This window comes from Bradyrhizobium sp. 31Argb, assembly GCF_043638955.1.
Taxonomy (GTDB): domain Bacteria; phylum Pseudomonadota; class Alphaproteobacteria; order Rhizobiales; family Xanthobacteraceae; genus Bradyrhizobium.
On sequence record NZ_JBEGDB010000067.1, the window covers coordinates 1 to 18,499 of the forward strand.

The window sequence follows — 18,499 nt, forward strand, 5'->3', positions numbered from 1 at the left end:
GGCTTCCTCCTAAAAGAAAGCCTTGAATCACGTTCAATCTGATTTGAGAATCCCAAGAGTCCACACGGCCTAGCGGGAGAGAGCGATGGCGGACGTCCCATGGCACCTTTCCGGTGACTATTTCGAGAATTGCAGTTGCAGCATCGTGTGTCCGTGCCTCGTGTCAGCGGCCCCTCCGTTGACCGCGCGACCGACCGAGGGCTTTTGTAACGTACCGCTGATCTTCCACGTCGAGAGTGGCCGCTATGGCGACATCGTGCTCGATGGACTCAATGTCCTGGTTATCCTCCACGCACCTGGGGTCATGGCAGACGGAGATTGGTCGGTGGCCGCCTATATCGATCAGCGCGCCGACGATGAGCAGACAGAGGCTCTAGCTGCGATCTTCACCGGCGCCGCCGGTGGTCCTATGGCCGCATTCACATCGCTGATCAGCAAGAACCTGGGGGTGAAGAAGGTCCCAATCACATTCCGGATCGACGGCAAGACGCGGTCCGCGGAAATCCCGGGTACTCTGCACATGTCCGTCGATCCGTTGCCGACCATGCATCCGAGCGGGGAAATGTGGGCGAACATCGGCCATCCGGTTAGCCCCGACAGGATGGTGATGGCAGTCGGCGCCTCCGGCAATACGTTCAGCGATCATGGCATGCGCTGGGATAATTCCGGCAAGAACGGCCTCTATGCGCCGATCCGTTGGTCGAACCAGGCTTGATGCAGCTCCTGATACGGTCCTGCGACAAGGCCGGCAACGTCAATCGCAAATGACCGACAGCACCCTGGAAACCGTGCTGCGGCGCGATCGCTGGATCGTCGGCGGCGCGATCGGCATCATTGTCGCGCTGGCATGGAGCTATGTGCTCTGGCTCGCCAACGACATGGACATGGGCGGCATGGACATGACCGGGTTCCGCATGATCCCGGCCGGGATCGGAATCATGTTGCCGGCCAACGAGCCATGGCGAGCGATCGAGTTCGCGTATGTGTTCCTGATGTGGGCGGTGATGATGGTCGGAATGATGGCACCATCGGCAGCGCCCATGATCCTCATGTACGCCCGCGTGGGTCGACAGGGGAAAGCGCAGGGCAAGCCGTTCGCCGCGACCGGCTGGTTTGCGGCCGGTTATCTCCTCGCCTGGAGCGGCTTCTCGCTGGCAGCAACCTTTCTCCAATGGGTGGTCGAGCGGGCAGCCCTGCTGGATTCCCGGATGGCGATCGCCAGCAACCTGCTCGGCGCAATCGTGCTGATCGCGGCGGGAGTCTATCAATGGACACCGCTCAAGGACGTCTGTCTCGCCCAATGCCAGTCGCCGTTTCTATTCCTGATGCGCCACGGCGGCTTTCGCGACGACCCGCGAGGCTGCCTGCTGCTGGGGCTTCGGCACGGAGGCTATTGTGTCGGCTGCTGCTGGGTCTTGATGGCGCTTTTGTTCATAGGCGGGGTGATGAACGTGCTTTGGATTGCGCTTTTGGCGCTGCTTGTCCTTTTGGAGAAAGTTACGCCGGTCGGACGATGGATCGCGCGTGTTGCCGGCATTGCATGTGTGGCCGCGGGCGCCTGGCTGCTGGTGTCCTTGCCGCAGTGATGAGCAACCTGCTTACCGTTCGGTTCGAATTGCCATCGGCAACAGCGCAAGTGTGACTCGACCTTACTGTCCCTCCATTACTTGCTGTCGACGCCTACGAGCCGCCGTCGGCTAGGCCGTGTGCGGACAACCGTCTCCTCATAAAGAGGGGCCTCGCGCCAGGTCGATCCGGGCAGTAAAAGCCGCCACTCTGAAACAAAAGTTGATCGAATCCTCCAAGAAGAGCGAGGATATTTCCCAGAAATGGCTTGATTTCTCCGTTCGCTAACTCGTCGGGGCATTTTTTTGATGAGTAGCCAGTCATGACTGATCAACAATTAGCTCTACAGGCAATTGGCGAAGCCCAACTCATTTTGGACGAATGCGTCCGGTCGTGCCCCAAGGATGATGTCCATATCCTTGGCAAGTTGGTGGAAACTTTCGAACGCTCCGACTTGATCGTTGCTGTAAGCCGATTGCAGCAACGAAGCGGTTGGGTGCGCTTATGAGACAGCCGCTACAATCGTTAGCTTTGACCGCTTGTATTTCTGTGCTCCCGTTGATCGGGACGTCAAATGTGCAGGCAAAGCAACAATGCAGCGCCGCGATGCCATCAAACCCGCAGGGGCAGTGGTGGTCCTATCGTCTCATCGACGGAAGAAAATGCTGGTACGCGGGCAAGCCCATGCTTTCGAAATCGCTGCTCGAGTGGCCCAAGGAGGCATCTGCCGCACCTCGTTCTCCAGAAGCTGGCGGCGTCCTCATTGCGAAGGCTGGAGATCCAATAGACGCACAAGCGGTGCCACTGAAAGACTCTGACACCTTCGAAGCGCGATGGCGTGCCCGGATATCCATTTGCGGGGCATGCAATTGACAAGGACACACCGCGGCGAAGATCGAGGACGAATTCGAGCTGCGCATTCGATTATTGCGTCCAAGATACTGGGGCGAGCGAAAAGAGGCCGCCAACTACTGCGGCCCCTTTCTTAGGCCCGAGGTGAAAGTCACCGCCAATGGCGATGATGCCGCCAGCCATGGTGGTGGCTGCGGTACCAACCGTAGTGATGGCCCCGGTGCCAACCGTAGTGATGGCCGCGACCGCCGTGATGGCCCCACCCATGCCCGTGCCCATGACCATGACCATGACCGCCTCTGACCTGAATAACCGCCTCGTCGGCTCCGCCCAGCGTATAGGGTGTTGCTGCGGGCATGGCCGACGCCGATACAGTTGGCGCAAGTGCAAAGGCACAGCCGGTAAGTCCGATTATCAGAAGCCGTTTCATTTTGGTGCCTTCTCCTTTGTGGCAAAATGCTCCTGCGAACTATCAGCTCCGTTTTGAATATTGACTGAACGGTGCATTAAACGCCCGTTCAGCGCCGTTGCGACTGGTTTGTGGGATCGCAATAATTTGGGGCATCTGTCCGAGCTTCGACCGATGTCCTAACGGGTCACCCGGCTTTCGCCTTGGGTCACGACGGGCAAGGCTCGGATCGAGCTAATGGGTTCTGTTCAAGAAGCCGACATCTCGGCGTTAGTGAGCACCCTGGACGAGTCTAGTAGCGTCGCAGCAGGGCGCCGAACTTCGGATCCAGGGCCTGCGCGGATTCCATCAGCAGGGTTTTGCCGGCCGCAGTCGCCTGCACATAGGCTGCGATGAGCGGGGCTTCGAAACGGGAGCGGTTCGAAAGCACGGTACGGATATCCGACAAGGCGAGCAGGCGCATCTCTTCATCTGATGCGGCCGAACTCGATGTGACGGCCTGAAGTCTCATGAACGCGACATCGGACGACACCGGTCCGGTTAGATAGGACGCCTTCAGCGCGGGAAGGGCGGTGCCATCGGTCCGCGCTTTCAACGTTGCAAGCGTCAACCAAAGCACCGGCCTGATCGGCGAAACGCTCAGCGCGGCCACGACGGAGCCCTGAGCGGCCTGACTGTCCTCCGCCCGCGCGGCAGGATCGAGTGCGGGTTGATTCAGAACCTGCGCGGCCTTCGCGATCGCATGATCAGCGAGAAAATCCCCATCGAATGGAAACAGCGCGGCGAGTATGGTGGAGGTAAAGGCTGTCGTCGCGGCCTCGCCGTGAAGTCTGCCCGTCAACAGGTCGTCTGCACGAAGCTTGGACCGACTCAGGTTCGCGCAAAAGCTGAAGGCGGCATAGGCGATCAGTACCACCGCCATGCACGTTCCCGTGGCGCGGAGCCAGGTCATTTGATTCATCGGCTGAATTTGTGGATGAGCACCGTTCGTCGGTGCCGGATAAACCCAATTGAAACTTCAAATCGCGAGCAGACTATCACCCTGTATCGTCAGCAGCGTCAAGTTGCCGGTCGCATATGCGCCCGTATCGATGTTGATGCGGTTCGGCCGAACGTCGGGCGCGCTGACGGGCGTGTGTCCGTGAACGATGTATTTGCCGAATCGCTCCTCGGAATTGAGGAACTCCTCCCTGATCCAGAGCAGATCCTGCTCCTGCTGCTTGTCGAGCGAAACGCCGGGACGAACGCCGGCGTGGACGAAGAAGAAGTCCCCACAGGTGAACGACGTCGGCAACTGCTCGATGAACGCAAGGTGCTCGGGCGGCAAGGCACGCTTCAATCCCTCGATGAGCTCGACCTGCTGTTCCGTCGTCGGGTTCATGGTCGGGGTCATGCCATAGGACATCAGCGTCAACAGGCCGCCGTAATGGCGCCACTCCTGCAGCTTGGCCGGATCTTTCAGGACGTCGAGCAGGAAGACCTCGTGGTTCCCCTTGAGGCAGACCGTTTCGTGACTTTGGCTGCGCCGGATCAGGATATCGAGCACGGCCCGCGATTGCGGCCCGCGATCGATGTAATCGCCAAGGAAGACCTGGATGGTGCGCTCCGGCGCCGAACGGTCGAGATCAACGTCAATTACGGTTAAGAGCGATTGAAGAAGATCGGCCCGTCCGTGGACATCTCCGATCGCATAGACGCGGACGCCATCGGGAAGCCGGGGCTTGATGTTCTTGCGAAAGCGTCGGGTCAGACCCATCCTTAAGCCAACTCGCCTGCCTCTGGAGCCGAAGCTCCAGATTCTTGTTTTGACGCGTTTTCTTCATCGCGAACCGACGTCCGTTTCGCTCGAAAACACCAGAGCCGATCAATCCTGCCACGGCTCTTACCAGAGCCCATTTCGGACCGATATCGTTAATTGTTTCAGAAAGAGTTGCTTCGGTTTTGACTAAAGGGCCGCGCAGCGAATGAGCTGTATCTCAAGAGGTCTTTTGTAGCTTCCCCGCAACAAGAACGGGGGGCGCAAAATGCGCGGAGTTGCAAAGATATTGGCGGTTGCCGCCGCCATCTTCACGATCGGGCTGCAGCACGGGGCGAAGGCCGGCTTTGTCGGCACGCCAATGGCGCTGCGGGGGGCTATCCAATACATCAAGTTCGATGCGCCGACATTGCCGCCGATGGCGTTCACGATGTTTTGCCTCAAATATGCGGGGGAGTGCAAACCGCGCCGTATGGTGTTCCGAGGCGGACGGCTGAAGCTCACCGCCGAGCGTTGGGCCGACCTCAAGGAGGTCAACCAATCGGTGAACACCGGGATTCGGCCACAGGCCAATCTCGAGGGGCTCGCCGGCGAGAAGTGGCTGCTGCATCCCGCAAGCGGGGACTGCAACGACTATGCGGTGACCAAGCGCCACGAGCTGATCGCAAGGGGGTGGCCGGCCCGTGCCGTCCTGCTCAGCGAGGTGGTGACGAGCTGGGGTGAGCATCACCTGGTCGTCGTCGTGCGCACGTTCAGCGGCGACCTGGTCCTCGACAACCTGACCCAGAATATCACGCCCTGGTCGCGCAAGCCCTATCGCTGGGTGCGGATCCAGATGCCCAAGAATCCGAACTACTGGGCATCCCTGGGCGATCGCAATGCGTGATCTCCGCGCAAACGCTTCGCGTTTGTCGCGAGGGAAAACCGGTTTCCACTTTTCCGGATCATGCTTTAGCTCACCGTGCGGCTTGGCTGACGCTTTGCGAAAGGCCAAGCCCCACGATCGCTGCAAGGCAGATGATAGCTCCCGTGCGTAGCAGGCCGGGACCCGCAAACCCCTGTACGACGCCGACGCAAAGGCAGGCGGCGGCTGCCGCCGGGAAGAAGGAATCGCGGCCACGCCGCAGCGCGCCTGAGACCAGGTGCGTGAGGAGGGAGAGCACGATCGCGATCGCGAGTGCAAACCCGATCCAGCCCGTTTCCACGAATAGCGCGATGGCTGCAGAGGGGGCGGCGAGCGGTCCCGTTGCGTCGCCGGATTGATAGATCCGGCCAATGGACGGGAAGGCGCCGGCGCCGAACCAGCGGGAGTCGGCAAACAGGCGGTCGAGTACGGTGCGTATCTCATCGGGCTGGATCGGGAGGAGCCGCAGCAGCGGCGATCCGGAGCCTTTTTCGAAGATCCAGGTCAGAACGAGGGCCGCGCCAACGGCCGCGACCACGCAAATCGCGGTGGCGGCCAGGACCGACAGGTCCAGCCTGCGGATGGCCAGGATGAGCAGAAACAACGCGACGCCGAGCGCGCAGGCAACCGCGCCGTTGGTGTTGGAATATCCCAGGATGACAGCGCCGTTGATCAGCAGGCCCGCAAGCCCGAGCATGCCGACGGCCACTGAACGGATGATCGCGTGACGCGTTTCGGCTCGCTCCGCGGCCAATTGAATGACGGCGAGATTGAGCGCCACGCCAAGGCCGCTCAAGCTGGTCGCGAAATCCCAGCTATCCGGACCGATGCTCTCTCCGTGCAGCCGATGATCGATGATTCTCAGCACGGCCACGAGCGCTGTTAGCCCGCTCAACACGAACAGGACGAGTTCGGCCCGGCGACGATCTCTGCCCAGAACGATTGTCACCCCAGGCAGCGCGACAGACGCGAGCGCCAGAAAGAATGCGCCGAGCGTTCGGCTGAAGTCGGCCGTGACGTATCCGAAGGGGATTCCCTGCAGGGCATCGTATGTGGTGGTCCAGATCGGATGGGCCAGCGACAAGCCGATCGGAATCAATTGCGCGCCGATACAGAGCGGAATCGCTATCAGCACCCGGCGCAGCTTTGCCGTCGTGCGCAGGAAGTGCTCGCGATCGGCCTTGCTCGCGCCCATCGATGCCGCCAGCAGGCACACGCCCGCCGCGGCCATTCCGAGCTCGGCGGCGAAGCCGGAGTTGGACGTTTCAAGAATGGTGGTGAAAGCAAGCGCGAAGAGGAGGGCGAAATAAGCGACGGACAATCGGGTTGCTCGGAAAATGCCTGAACCGAGTCGGCACCATATCTCCCGTCGGCTTCATTTCAAAGAAGCGGTCGCGACAGTTGAATCCGTAAAGCGCGATGCGGGATCAGCGGGCCGTCTTGAGCGGGCGCGCCACGACGCGGGCCGCCCGCGCCGCCGCGACGGCGAAGCGCGTGAATGACCCGAACAGATATCCGCCGTGGAGGGTGAGCGCGCCGATCGCAAAGCCGGTGAGGCTTTCGACCAGCGTCAAGGACAGGAGCGGGGCGAGCAGGACTGCGATTGCGCGGGTCGCAAGCGTCAGCGGCAGAAGCACGAACACCTTGAAGCGCAAGCCGAAGACGGCACCAGAGAGAAAGCTGAATATTGCAGCCTGAGCCATACGCACACACTCCTGTTTCAGCGCCTGTTGTTCCTGGGCTCTTCCTGCATCTATCCCAAGCACGCAGAGCAGCCGATCAGCGAGGACCAACTGCTGACGGGTCCGCTTGAGCCCACCAACGAGTGGTACGCGATCGCCAAGATCGCCGGGCTGAAAATGTGCCAGGCGTATCGCCGTCAATACGGCGACGACTTCATCTCGGCCATGCTGACAAATCTCTATGGCAAGGGCGACAACTATCACCCGGACCACAGCCACGTTCCGGCGGCGTTGATCCGTCGCTTTCATGAAGCCAAGCTCGCGGGAGCGCCGACGGTCACCGTATGGGGCACCGGAACGCCGCTCCGCGAATTCCTCAACGTCGATGATCTGGCGGATGCCTGCGCCTTCCTTCTGAAGCGGTATTCGCAGGACATGCCGATCAATGTCGGCAGCGACGACGAACTCTCGATCGCCGACTTCGCGGCTCTGGTCGCCGAGGTCGTCGGCTATCAGGGCGAATTCGTCTTCGACGTCAGCAGGCCCGACGGCACCCCGCGCAAGCTTCTTGATAGCTCGCGTATCCGCGAACTCGGTTGGCGCCCGCAGATTTCGATGCGTGCCGGCCTCGCCGCGGCGTACGCCGATTTTCTCCGGGGATACGGCCGCAACCTCGCGCTCAGTCCAAACGCGTCAAACTGAACAGGAGTGCGGTCTCTCGCCTAAAAACTAAGAAACTTAACATCTTTGATTTGGTCTGCATTTAATGCGCATACTTCTGGTGGGCATCAACTACGCGCCCGATCTTGTCGGTGTCGCGAAATACAACACTGAGCTCTGCGAAAGTCTCGTGGCCGAAGGCCACGACGTCCGAGTGATCACCGCACCGCCTTATTATCCGGCGTGGCGAATTCCTCGTGGCTTCAGATCCTGGTACTTCCGGTGGAGAAAGCTGAATGGCGTGCAGGTGATCCGTACGCCAATCTACGTGCCCGCTCGTCCGTCAGGGGCCAAGCGGCTCGTTCACCATGCGTCGTTTGCGTTGGCGAGTGCGATCCCCCTGGTGCGGACGGCGCTCTCGTGGCGACCCGACATCATGCTTTCGGTGGCGCCGTCGCTGACATCAGCGGCCCTCGTCGCCGTCGCCGCGCGCCTGACCGGGGCGAAGTCCTGGCTTCATGTGCAGGACTTTGAAGTGGACGCGGCCTTTGATCTCGGTCTTCTGCAGAACCAAAGGCTCCGTCGGCTGATGCTGCGCGCGGAAGCGAGAATCCTGAAATCCTTCGACCGCGTCTCCACAATCTCACCGCAGATGTTGCGACGTCTCAAAGAGAAGGGAATTCCGCAGGAGAAGGTGAGGGAGGTCCGAAACTGGATCGACACCGACGCAATCACTCCGGGTCCCGCAACGGTCAATTTCCGGACTGAGCTCAAGATTGGAGAAGACGACGTCGTCGCCCTCTACTCGGGAACGATGTCGAACAAGCAGGGGCTGGACCTCGTCGTCGAGGCGGCCTCCGTTCTCGAGGAAAGTCACCCCAACGTTCATTTCATTCTCGCCGGAGAGGGACCTCACAAGCCCAAGCTCCTGGAGATGTCACAGGGGCGCGGCAACATCCATTTCCTCGGGGTGCAGCCCAACGATCGTTTTGCCGCGTTGATGGCGAGCGCGGATATTCACCTGATTCCGCAGCGGGCAGAGGCGGCAGATCTGGTGCTGCCTTCCAAGCTCGGAGCCATCTTCTCGTCCGGGCGGCCGGTCATCGCTATGGCGGGATCTGGCACTGGGCTGGCCGATGAAGTGGAAGGCGCCGGTTTGGTTGTCCCGCCAGGCGATGCGAATGCGCTGGCCGAGGCTGTCCGAACGCTCGGCGAAGATGAGCCGCTTCGAAATGTCCTGGGCAAGCAGGGCAGGACGCGCGCGCTCGAACGTTGGGACAGGGAAAGCATCATCCATCAGTGGCTGAGGGAGATGCTCTCCATCGATGATGATAGCGCCAGGCCGCAGAGCAGCGGTGGGACACGGCTCCAGCCGGAAGCTCTGTTGCTTCCCGTCAAGGAATAGGTGCGCGTGACGGGCAAATAAGGCGGTCAGATGCTCGAGCGGTGGGATGACCAATGCGCTCGAGCAATCAATCGCCGCAAGCGGTCCCCGTTCAGCGGCCCTTTCCCTATTCGTGCCGCGCGTAGTAGCGGAAGCCGTGCTGCTTGATCAGTTCGTCCCGCTTGGCCGATTCAAGATCTTCCTGCATCATTTCCTTGACCAGCACCTCGAACGAGGTCTTCGGCTCCCAGCCAAGCTTCTGCTTTGCCTTGGAGGGGTCGCCGAGCAGGGTCGCGACTTCCGACGGCCGGAAATAGCGGGGGTCGACCGAAACAATGCATTTGCCGGTCGCCTCGTCATAGCCTTTCTCGTGAACCCCGCTACCTTCCCATCGGACCTTGATTCCGATCTCGGCCGCGGCGTGGTTGACGAAATCCCTCACCGAATACTGCTTTCCGGTGGCGATCACGAAGTCTTCCGGCTTGTCCTGCTTCAGCATCATCCACTGCATCTCGACATAGTCGCGCGCGTGACCCCAGTCGCGTAGCGCGTCCATGTTGCCGAGGTAGAGGCGGTCCTGCAGCCCGAGATGGATCCGCGCCAGCGCCCGCGTGATCTTGCGCGTCACGAATGTCTCGCCGCGGACCGGGGACTCGTGATTGAACAGGATGCCGTTGCAGGCGTACATTCCATACGCTTCGCGGTAGTTGACCGTGATCCAGTACGCGTAGAGCTTGGCGACGGCGTAGGGCGAGCGGGGGTAAAAGGGCGTTGTCTCCTTCTGCGGGATTTCCTGCACAAGCCCATACAATTCGGAATTCGAGGCCTGGTAGAAGCGTGTCTTGTTCTCCAGGCCGACAATGCGGATGGCTTCGAGCAGGCGCAGCGTGCCCAGGGCGTCGGAATTTGCGGTGTATTCCGGCTCCTCGAATGAAACGGCCACGTGGCTCTGCGCCGCGAGATTATAGATCTCGTCCGGCTGCACTTGCCCGACGATACGGACCAGACTCGAAGAGTCCGTGAGGTCGCCATAATGCAAACGGAATGGCGGATTGGCCTCGTGGGGATCGAGATAGATGTGGTCAATTCGATCGGTGTTGAAAAGCGAAGCCCGACGCTTGATGCCGTGGACCTCATATCCCTTTTGCAAAAGCAGTTCTGCCAGATAGGCGCCGTCCTGACCGGTAACGCCGGTAATCAAAGCCCGCTTCTTCGTCATAAAGCCCCCAAACAGAGATTTCAGCGCCGTTACATAACGCAATAATTCCGCCAGAATAGACATTTCCGGCGGATCATGTTGTGCGATGGACCAATAGGATTAATCGGGAAGCGTGTCCCTTGATAAAAGGCACCACGTTGTGCAGGGCTCTGCCTGAAAAGGCGGCGCTGCGCGCAATGAGAATCGGCAACCATTCTTGATCATGGCCTGCGCGCGAGGCGGGATATCGCCGTGCGCAGCGGCGCCTTCAGTCGTCACGATCAGCAATATCCATTGGGGTTGTTGCTCTGCCAGCGCCAATGATCCGCGCACATCGTCTCGAGCGATCTGGCCGCTTTCCATCCCATCAGCCGGGACGCGGTTTCCGTGGCAGCGTAGTAGGCATCGATATCGCCCGGGCGACGCGATTTGATGTCATAGGGTATGGGGCTGCCGCACGCCTTTTCGAACGCGCGAACGACTTCGAGCACGCTGCTGCCGGTACCGGTTCCGAGATTTACCGAGAAGCATTTCGGACTGTCCAATGCCTTTAGTGCGGACAGGTGTCCGAGCGCGAGGTCCATGACATGGATATAGTCGCGAACGCCTGTTCCATCAGGTGTATCGTAGTCGGCGCCCCATATGTTCAATCGCTCGCGTCGTCCGATTGCAACCTGAGCCACGAAGGGGACCAGGTTATTGGGGACGCCGCGGGGATCCTCGCCGATCAGTCCACTCTCGTGTGCGCCGACTGGATTGAAATAGCGCAATATGGCGACCCCCCAGCTTGGGTCGCTGACATATTGGTCGCGGAGCATTTCCTCGATGATGAGCTTGGTCCGCCCATAGGGGTTCACGGGATTGAGGGGATGGTCCTCGGTATAAGGCAGAAATTTGGGGGTGCCGTAGACGGTGGCCGATGAACTGAACACGATGGTCTTGACGCCCGACCGTCGCATCGCGCGCAGCAGCCGGTGCGATCCGATGACGTTCTGATCGTAATATTCGAGCGGCTCCGCAACGGAGTCCTGAACGGATTTCAGCCCGGCAAAATGCATGACCGCCGTGCAGTTGTATTGCGTCAACACCTGCTCGATCGCACGTTCGTCGCGAATGTCGCCTTCAACGGCAATCAGCGATTTGCCGCAAATCTGCTGCACGCGCTGCAGGGCAATCGGACTGCTGTTGGAGAAATTATCGAATACGACGACATCTTCACCCGCAGCCAGCAAGGCCACACAAGCATGCGAGCCGATATAGCCGGCCCCGCCGGTCACAAGGATCATCGTCATTTCTCCGCTAGATTGGGTTCTCAAGGAGCTGTCCGCGGCGCAGACAGTCACTACAATCTAGAGCTGTTGAAAGCAAACGTGCGATGTGAAGGGTAGACAGCGGGATAGAAGCTGCCCTGTCAAGGTCGATCGGAGAGAATTTGACGCTGTTGTTAACCCTAGCCAGACCAAGACTGTTGCCGGCGCCGCTCCGATAGGTAATGGCCGATTGCATCGGCGCGGCCGCGTAAGTTGTCACTCCACTGTCATCGCCCGGCTTGACCGGGCGATCCAGTATTGCAGAGGCGTTCGTTTTCGATTGAAAGGCCGCCGCGTACTGGATCACCCGCGTTCGCGGGTGATGACAGTGTTGTTTGCGGCGAGCGAAGCGCTCAGCTCTTCGGGCGCCGCCATCTCAAATCTTCTGATTGTACTCGCCGACCTCCGGATGCGTGCGCAGCACGCTATCCACCGTCTCGAACATATCGCGCATGCGCTGCTCGCTGACCGGGCTTTCGACCACCACCACGAGCTCCGGCTTGTTGGAGGAGGCGCGCACCAGGCCCCAGCTCCCGTCCTCGACCGTGACGCGCACGCCGTTGACGGTGACGAGATCGCGGATCGCCTGGCCGCCGATCTTGGCGCCCTGCTTCTGCAAACCCTCGAAGTGCTTCACCACGGCGTCGACCACGCCGTATTTGGCCTCGTCGGCGCAATGCGGCGACATGGTCGGCGACGACCAGGTCTTGGGCAGCGCGTTCTTCAGGTCGGCCATCGACCTGCCGGGCGCGCGGTCGAGCATCTCGCAGATCGCGATTGCCGAGACCAGGCCGTCGTCATAGCCGCGGCCGAACGGCTTGTTGAAGAAGAAGTGGCCGGACTTCTCGAAACCGGCGAGCGCGCCGAGCTCGTTGGTGCGGCGCTTCATGTAGGAGTGGCCGGTCTTCCAGTACGCGGTTTTCGCGCCCTGCTTTTGCAGGATCGGATCGGTCATGAACAGGCCGGTCGACTTCACGTCGACCACGAATTGCGCATCCTTGTGGATCGCCGACATGTCGCGCGCCAGCATCACGCCGACCTTGTCGGCGAAGATCTCCTCGCCGGTGTTGTCGACCACGCCGCAGCGGTCGCCGTCGCCATCGAAGCCGAGACCGACATCGGCCTTGTGCTGCAAGACCGCATCGCGGATCGCGTGCAGCATCTCCATGTCTTCCGGGTTCGGATTGTATTTCGGAAAGGTATGGTCGAGCTCGGTGTCGAGCGGGATCACCTCGCAGCCGATCGCCTCCAACACCTGCGGTGCAAACGCGCCGGCGGTGCCGTTGCCGCAGGCGGCCACCACCTTCAGCTTGCGCGTCAGCTTCGCCCGGTCGGTGAGGTCGGCGATGTAGCGCGCCGGAAAATTCTCGTGGAATTGATACGAGCCGCCGGCCTTGTTGTTGAAGCTGGCGCCGAGCACGATCTCCTTCAATCGCGTCATCTCGTCGGGGCCGAAGGTCAGCGGGCGGTTGGCGCCCATCTTGACCCCGGTCCAGCCATTGTCGTTGTGGGAGGCGGTCACCATCGCGACGCAGGGCACGTCGAGGTCGAACTGCGCGAAATAGGCCATCGGCGTCACCGCCAGCCCGATGTCGTGCACCTTGCAGCCCGCAGCCATCAAGCCGGAGATCAACGCATATTTGATCGAGGCGGAATAGCCGCGGAAATCGTGGCCGGTCACGATCTCCTGCTTGACCCCGAGTTCCGCGATCAGCGCGCCGAGCCCCATGCCCAGCGCCTGCACGCCCATCAAATTGATTTCCTTGCCGAACAGCCAGCGCGCGTCATATTCGCGAAACCCGGTCGGCTTCACCATCGGCTCGGATTCGAAGGCATAAGTGTTCGGGAGGAGCACCGGTTTTGGTCTTGGAAACATGCAGTCGTCTTTCTGAGAGACAGTCAGTTGTTCGGGAGATCAAATCGAGACAGGATCATCGCGATTGCACGACGCGCCCAGCGCGACCCACGCGGTCCTTCATCGCGGAAATAGAAACACCTCAGCTAGCCCGCCGCACCCGTCGTGCCGAGGCCCAAGCCGACATCGAACAAATCGCGCCGGTCTGATAGCGCCAGGCTGCGCAATTCGCCGAGCGTGCCGCGCGCGGCCGAACAATGGCTGCATTTGACGATCGCGGAGGGTGGGGCGAGCTCGCCGTCGTCGATCACCACGCCGATGCTGTCGCATTCAATGCATACGAGCTGAAAACTCATTTTCGAAATTCAATCCACCCGACGCTGCAAACTCTCGACGAAGCAAGCCTCATGCCAGCAATGCATCGCCGTGCGGCCGAGGTTATCCGGACGATGGTGGCATTTCAATGTGACGTCTGTACGCTCCGCGTTTGTCGCGAGGGAAAACCGGTCTCCACTTTTCCGGATCATGCTCAAGGCCGCAGCGCCGACGGCGGCTCCTGCGCACCGTCGGGGCGTATTCCCTTGAACCGGTTGAGCGGGCCGCGCAGCAGCAATTCCGCGAAATGGGCGATGGCAATCCCGGAGAGCCCGCCGCCGGCCTTGACCAGCGCGTCGACGAGGCGGCCGTGCCGATCCGGCGTCAGCAGTTGCAGGGCTTCCAGCGCGAACGCGCTGCCGATGACGACTGCGATGATCAAGACCAGCCGGTTGGGATAGGCCCGCACGAATGCAAATCCCATCAGCGCGAACGCTGTGAAATGCTCGAACTGGGGACCTGCGACGACAGGGCGGTCTTGAAGCGGGGAAAGCGTCGCGAAGGCGATGAAGGCGAGCACCAGCCAGGCGGCGCCCAGGGACAGTCGTTGATTCATAGGTTGTTGCTAAGCAAAAACGGGGCCGAGCTCAACCCACACACGAGCGCCGCCGCACGCATGGCAGGGCTATCAGCCGATATCGTTAACCCGGCGGCTGTTCAGCCGGTCCAAATCTGCTATCAAGCCGCGGAAATGAACAAAAAGTAACATGACACCGTTCATCTTGTTCATAGCCCGTTCACGCCGGTGGGTCTCATCTTAGCTAAGCTGCGACTCGCCATCGGAGGCCAAATTGCGCCTACTCGTCGTTGAGGATGATCCGGATCTCAATCGCCAGCTTACGACCGCGCTGACGGATGCCGGCTATGTGGTCGATCGTGCTTTCGACGGCGAGGAGGGGCACTATCTCGGCGACAGCGAGCCCTACGATGCCGTCGTCCTCGACATCGGTCTGCCGAAGATGGACGGCATCTCGGTGCTGGAAGCCTGGCGACGCAACGGCCGCGCCATGCCGGTCTTGATCCTGACCGCGCGCGACCGCTGGAGCGACAAGGTGCAAGGCTTCGACGCCGGCGCCGACGATTACGTCGCAAAGCCCTTCCACATGGAAGAGATTTTGGCGCGCATTCGTGCCCTGCTGCGTCGCTCGACCGGCCACGCCCAGTCCGAATTGACCTGCGGCCCGGTGACACTGGATACCCGCACCGGCCGTGTCAGCGTCTCCGGCAACCCGGTGAAGATGACCTCGCACGAATACCGGCTGCTGGCCTATCTGATGCACCACACCGGGCGCGTGGTGTCGCGCACCGAGCTGGTCGAGCATCTCTATGACCAGGACTTCGACCGCGACTCCAACACCATCGAAGTGTTCGTCGGACGCATCCGCAAGAAACTCGACGTCGACATCATCCAGACCGTCCGCGGCCTCGGCTATCTCCTGACGCCGCCGCCGAACGGCGCGTAACCGCCCCGGCGCCGCTGGTCGCCGGGCTTACTTTTTGATCGCAGCATGATCTTATCCGAAAACCGGTGCCCACCCCGCATCAAGTGCGGGGCCAGCCTTTTCGGGATCGTGCTCTGATGCGTGGAAGCTCGCTCGCCACCCGCCTGTTCCTGTCGGCGACCGCATGGCTGGTGGTGATCCTGGCGATCACCGGAGTCATCCTGTCCTCGGTGTATCGTGATGCCACGGAGCGTGCCTTCGACCGTCGCCTCAACCTCTATCTCCGCACCCTGATCGCCGAGGTCGCCACGCCTGACGAGCCGGCGGACCACCAGTTCCAGCTCGGCGAACCGCTGTTCGAACTGCCGCTGTCCGGCTGGTACTGGCAGATCCTGCGCACCGACGTGGAAAAGGGCGAGACGCGCGCTTCGCGCTCGCTGTGGGACAAGAAACTGCCGAAACTGGAGGATCAGGGTTTTGAGCTGACCCCCGCCGGCATTCGCATCGGCTATGTCGATGGCCCCGAGGGACAGACGCTGCGCATGGTCGAGCGTCCGGTCGATCTTGGCAGCGACGGCAGGTTCCTGGTCGGCGTCGCCGGCGACGCCAGCGAGATATTCGACGAGACGCGCAGCTTCGACTACTACCTCGGCGGCACCTTCACCTCGCTTGGCATCGTGCTGTTGCTGACTACGATCTTCCAGGTCCGTTTCGGCCTGGCGCCGCTCAAGCGCATTTCGGAGGCGATCGCCGATATCCGCTCCGGCCGCGCCGAACGGCTCGAAGGCAAGTTTCCGGTGGAGATCGCGCCGCTCGCGCGCGAGACCAACGCGCTGATCGACGCCAACCGCGAGATCGTCGAGCGCGCGCGCACCCATGTCGGCAATCTCGCCCACGCGGTCAAGACGCCCTTGTCGGTGATCGTCAACGAGGCCGCGACGCATGCCGCCGATCCCTTTGCCGCCAAGGTGCTGGAGCAGGCCGTGGTGATGCGCGACCAGGTCACCCATCACCTGGAGCGCGCCCGCATCGCCGCGCGCGTCACCATCGTCGCCACCGTCACCGAAGTGGCACCAGCGTTCGAGGCGCTGCAGCGAACCATGGAAAAGATCCACCGCGACCGCGACATCACCATCGAGCTGAAGGCCGACCCATCGGCGAAATTCCGCGGCGAGCGCCAGGATCTCGAGGAGATGGCCGGCAACCTCGTCGACAATGCCTGCAAATGGGCGGCCTCTCAGGTCTTCATCGAGGTCCTGGTCGAGCCGCCGGCGGAGCCGGGTGCGGGCCCGCGGTTGCATATTATCGTCGACGACGACGGGCGCGGCTTGTCGGCCGCCGAGCGCGCCCAGGTGTCGCGGCGCGGCCAGCGGCTCGACGAATCCAAGCCGGGCTCGGGGCTCGGGCTTTCAATCGTCACCGATCTCGCAGGCCTCTACGGCGGCAGCCTATCGCTCCGCAATGCGCCGATCGGCGGCTTGCGGGCGGAGCTGGAATTGCCGGGCGTTTGAAAGCCGGGGAGCCGCCGCGAGGGGCGCCCGTGCATCATTTCCTAAACGCCTTCTTAACGCGCGCCCTCCTATCATGCCGAGCCGATGCGCTTCTGCGTCGCCATCACAAGCACTCAATCACCCCAGGCCCATGAGCCAGACACCAATCGAGCGGCTGAGGGATTATCTCGCGCAGCTTCCGCCGCAATCGCAGGCGCTGCTGATGCGCGAGTTCGAGCGCGCGGTGGAGCGCGGCGAGGACGTCAACGTCGCCACCCTCGTGCTCGAGCAGTTACGCAAGATCGTGCGCCGGGCCGAGGAGGAGGCGACGCGCCCCCGCGGCGATGATCCGGCGCGCCTGCTGTTCCGTCCGCTCGAGCCGTTCCTGGCCGAAGGCAATTTCCCGATCCGGCCGGGACAGGTCCGCCGCACCTCGCTGCTGCCGATATGGCAGTGGCTCGGCCGTGAAGGCGCGCCTGATGCGACCCGCGAATTCGAGGCCGCGCTTGTGAAGGCGCATGACAGTGGCGCAACTTCGGCCGCCGAGGCCGCAGCCCGCAAATACCAGCTCGCCGCAGCGGAGGCGGTCGTCAAGGTCGCGACGCCAGTCCCGGGCGATGACAAGCAGCGGGCGCTGTCGCGCGTCGGCCCGCCCAATGTGGTCGAAGACCTGGTGTCGATCGGGCTGGTGTTGCGCACGCGCGAGGCGCTGGAGACGCTCGGCAGCCGGCTTCCCAGCCAGCTCCGGATGTTCGGCGAAACCCAGATCGCCTCCGTCACCGCGGCGCTCAACGTCCCTTCGCTGCAGACGCCGCAATTGCTTCCGTTCGCGCTGTCGCTGGTGATGCAGCGCCTGGTCGCGCCCTGGCAGATCATCCGCCTCGCGATCAAGATGGCGGCTTCCGACGACGAGATCCGCGTCGCCGCTACGCCCTATGGCGTCGCCGTCACGATCGCCTTGCACGATCTCTCCTATCTCGCGGCCTGCTTGCGCAGCGACATCCGGCGCGGTCATCTCGACAATGTCGGGGATCAACTGAAGACGCTGCATGACGGTGTGCGCGGCCTGCGTACGGAGCTCGATTTGCGCAACGAATCCACCTGGGGCAAGCAACTGACCTCGATCCGGGCCGACATCTCCAACTCGCTGCAATCGGAGATCGACAGCGTTTCCGGCCGGGTCCGCCGCATCCTGCGCCAGCGCCCGGACAAGGATATCTCCGCCGCCGCCCGGATCGACCCGACCGAAGTCGAGGAGGTCGCCGCCCTCATCGATTTCGTTGCGGTGTGCCGCACCTATGCGAGCGAGCTTGCCATCAACGAGGTGACGCTGCGCACCTATTCCGACCTGCAGCAATATGTCGAGCAGTCCACGGAGGCGCTGGTGCAGTCCTTGCGCGCCGGTGACCATCGGGTGCGCGGCTATCGGCAGCAACAGGCCAGCGCAGCGATCCGGTTCTGCGAGGTCCTGTTCGGCCATGACTACGCTTCGCTGATGAACCGCGCCGCGGAAAACGCCATGACCGGCGAGCGCAAGTCGTCCCGCGCCGGCTGATCCTCATTTTGACGGTTTTCCTTCTGCGAACCGATATCGGGTTCGCGCGAAAATACGGTTG

The 18,499-nt window shown here is 61.7% G+C and carries 16 protein-coding genes and 1 pseudogene; 8 read left to right on the plus strand and 9 right to left on the minus strand.

Going from position 1 to position 18,499, the window contains the following annotated elements; all coding sequences use genetic code 11:
• Positions 1-85: 85 nt before the first annotated feature.
• Positions 86-715, plus strand: coding sequence for a DUF1326 domain-containing protein (locus tag AAFX91_RS15620; protein WP_394567040.1), 630 nt, complete (start codon positions 86-88; stop codon positions 713-715).
• A gap of 49 nt (positions 716-764) precedes the next feature.
• Entirely contained in the window at positions 765-1,586 is an 822-nt protein-coding gene (locus AAFX91_RS15625) for a DUF2182 domain-containing protein (protein ID WP_394567041.1), read from the plus strand.
• A 1,533-nt stretch (positions 1,587-3,119) separates the two neighbouring features.
• Here the strand turns inward: AAFX91_RS15625 and AAFX91_RS15630 are convergent.
• The gene (locus AAFX91_RS15630) at positions 3,120-3,749 is read right to left on the minus strand and encodes a hypothetical protein (protein WP_394567042.1); all 630 of its coding nucleotides are present in this window, start codon (positions 3,747-3,749) and stop codon (positions 3,120-3,122) included.
• A 96-nt stretch (positions 3,750-3,845) separates the two neighbouring features.
• Entirely contained in the window at positions 3,846-4,583 is a 738-nt protein-coding gene (locus AAFX91_RS15635) for a metallophosphoesterase family protein (RefSeq protein WP_394567043.1), read from the minus strand.
• Between the two features lie 268 nt (positions 4,584-4,851).
• On the opposite strand from AAFX91_RS15635, the gene AAFX91_RS15640 reads away from it, so the two are divergent.
• The gene (locus AAFX91_RS15640; protein ID WP_130584203.1) at positions 4,852-5,469 is read left to right on the plus strand and encodes a transglutaminase-like cysteine peptidase; all 618 of its coding nucleotides are present in this window, start codon (positions 4,852-4,854) and stop codon (positions 5,467-5,469) included.
• A gap of 70 nt (positions 5,470-5,539) precedes the next feature.
• Here the strand turns inward: AAFX91_RS15640 and AAFX91_RS15645 are convergent, their stop codons facing one another.
• Positions 5,540-6,808, minus strand: coding sequence for a hypothetical protein (locus AAFX91_RS15645; protein ID WP_394567044.1), 1,269 nt, complete (start codon positions 6,806-6,808; stop codon positions 5,540-5,542).
• Between the two features lie 106 nt (positions 6,809-6,914).
• Complete coding sequence (locus AAFX91_RS15650; RefSeq protein WP_394567045.1) at positions 6,915-7,190, minus strand: hypothetical protein; 276 nt, start codon at positions 7,188-7,190, stop codon at positions 6,915-6,917.
• 18 nt (positions 7,191-7,208) lie between these two features.
• On the opposite strand from AAFX91_RS15650, the pseudogene AAFX91_RS15655 reads away from it, so the two are divergent.
• Both AAFX91_RS15655 and AAFX91_RS15660 read left to right on the plus strand, forming a co-directional pair.
• Positions 7,209-7,871, plus strand: a pseudogene (locus AAFX91_RS15655) (NAD-dependent epimerase/dehydratase family protein); the annotation flags it as partial.
• Positions 7,872-7,935: 64 nt separating this feature from the next.
• On the plus strand, positions 7,936-9,234 hold the full coding sequence (locus tag AAFX91_RS15660; protein WP_394567046.1) for a WcaI family glycosyltransferase: 1,299 nt from the start codon (positions 7,936-7,938) through the stop codon (positions 9,232-9,234).
• A 106-nt stretch (positions 9,235-9,340) separates the two neighbouring features.
• Here the strand turns inward: AAFX91_RS15660 and gmd are convergent, their stop codons facing one another.
• From gmd to AAFX91_RS15685, 5 genes are all read right to left on the minus strand, one after another.
• Complete coding sequence (gene gmd, locus AAFX91_RS15665) at positions 9,341-10,432, minus strand: GDP-mannose 4,6-dehydratase (protein WP_394567047.1); 1,092 nt, start codon at positions 10,430-10,432, stop codon at positions 9,341-9,343.
• A 260-nt stretch (positions 10,433-10,692) separates the two neighbouring features.
• Positions 10,693-11,697 carry a UDP-glucose 4-epimerase GalE gene (gene galE, locus AAFX91_RS15670; protein WP_394567048.1) on the minus strand — a complete coding sequence of 335 codons (1,005 nt, stop codon included), beginning with the start codon at positions 11,695-11,697 and terminating at the stop codon, positions 10,693-10,695.
• A gap of 400 nt (positions 11,698-12,097) precedes the next feature.
• Complete coding sequence (locus tag AAFX91_RS15675; protein ID WP_394567049.1) at positions 12,098-13,597, minus strand: phosphomannomutase/phosphoglucomutase; 1,500 nt, start codon at positions 13,595-13,597, stop codon at positions 12,098-12,100.
• Positions 13,598-13,722: 125 nt separating this feature from the next.
• Entirely contained in the window at positions 13,723-13,932 is a 210-nt protein-coding gene (locus tag AAFX91_RS15680) for a hypothetical protein (RefSeq protein ID WP_394567050.1), read from the minus strand.
• A gap of 173 nt (positions 13,933-14,105) precedes the next feature.
• A complete protein-coding gene (locus tag AAFX91_RS15685; RefSeq protein ID WP_282526264.1) occupies positions 14,106-14,507 on the minus strand; it encodes a VanZ family protein in 402 nt (133 codons plus the stop codon).
• 235 nt (positions 14,508-14,742) lie between these two features.
• Between AAFX91_RS15685 and AAFX91_RS15690 the strand changes: the two genes are divergently transcribed.
• From AAFX91_RS15690 to AAFX91_RS15700, 3 genes are all read left to right on the plus strand, one after another.
• On the plus strand, positions 14,743-15,414 hold the full coding sequence (locus tag AAFX91_RS15690; protein WP_028167982.1) for a response regulator transcription factor: 672 nt from the start codon (positions 14,743-14,745) through the stop codon (positions 15,412-15,414).
• A 116-nt stretch (positions 15,415-15,530) separates the two neighbouring features.
• Positions 15,531-16,904, plus strand: a complete 1,374-nt coding sequence (locus tag AAFX91_RS15695) for an ATP-binding protein (RefSeq protein ID WP_394567051.1) — start codon at positions 15,531-15,533, stop codon at positions 16,902-16,904.
• 130 nt (positions 16,905-17,034) lie between these two features.
• Positions 17,035-18,438, plus strand: coding sequence for a hypothetical protein (locus AAFX91_RS15700; protein WP_282526267.1), 1,404 nt, complete (start codon positions 17,035-17,037; stop codon positions 18,436-18,438).
• The last annotated feature ends 61 nt before the right edge of the window (positions 18,439-18,499 follow it).

Coding starts and splice junctions, on each gene's coding strand:
- AAFX91_RS15660 (WP_394567046.1), top strand. CDS start 7,936: ATGCGCATACTTCTGGTGGGCATCAACTACGCGCCCGATCTTGTCGGT.
- AAFX91_RS15640 (WP_130584203.1), top strand. CDS start 4,852: ATGCGCGGAGTTGCAAAGATATTGGCGGTTGCCGCCGCCATCTTCACG.
- AAFX91_RS15675 (WP_394567049.1), bottom strand. CDS start 13,597: ATGTTTCCAAGACCAAAACCGGTGCTCCTCCCGAACACTTATGCCTTC.
- AAFX91_RS15630 (WP_394567042.1), bottom strand. CDS start 3,749: ATGGCGGTGGTACTGATCGCCTATGCCGCCTTCAGCTTTTGCGCGAAC.
- AAFX91_RS15620 (WP_394567040.1), top strand. CDS start 86: ATGGCGGACGTCCCATGGCACCTTTCCGGTGACTATTTCGAGAATTGC.
- AAFX91_RS15625 (WP_394567041.1), top strand. CDS start 765: ATGACCGACAGCACCCTGGAAACCGTGCTGCGGCGCGATCGCTGGATC.
- AAFX91_RS15680 (WP_394567050.1), bottom strand. CDS start 13,932: ATGAGTTTTCAGCTCGTATGCATTGAATGCGACAGCATCGGCGTGGTG.
- AAFX91_RS15650 (WP_394567045.1), bottom strand. CDS start 7,190: ATGGCTCAGGCTGCAATATTCAGCTTTCTCTCTGGTGCCGTCTTCGGC.
- AAFX91_RS15700 (WP_282526267.1), top strand. CDS start 17,035: ATGAGCCAGACACCAATCGAGCGGCTGAGGGATTATCTCGCGCAGCTT.
- AAFX91_RS15635 (WP_394567043.1), bottom strand. CDS start 4,583: ATGGGTCTGACCCGACGCTTTCGCAAGAACATCAAGCCCCGGCTTCCC.
- AAFX91_RS15695 (WP_394567051.1), top strand. CDS start 15,531: ATGCGTGGAAGCTCGCTCGCCACCCGCCTGTTCCTGTCGGCGACCGCA.
- gmd (WP_394567047.1), bottom strand. CDS start 10,432: ATGACGAAGAAGCGGGCTTTGATTACCGGCGTTACCGGTCAGGACGGC.
- AAFX91_RS15685 (WP_282526264.1), bottom strand. CDS start 14,507: ATGAATCAACGACTGTCCCTGGGCGCCGCCTGGCTGGTGCTCGCCTTC.
- galE (WP_394567048.1), bottom strand. CDS start 11,697: ATGATCCTTGTGACCGGCGGGGCCGGCTATATCGGCTCGCATGCTTGT.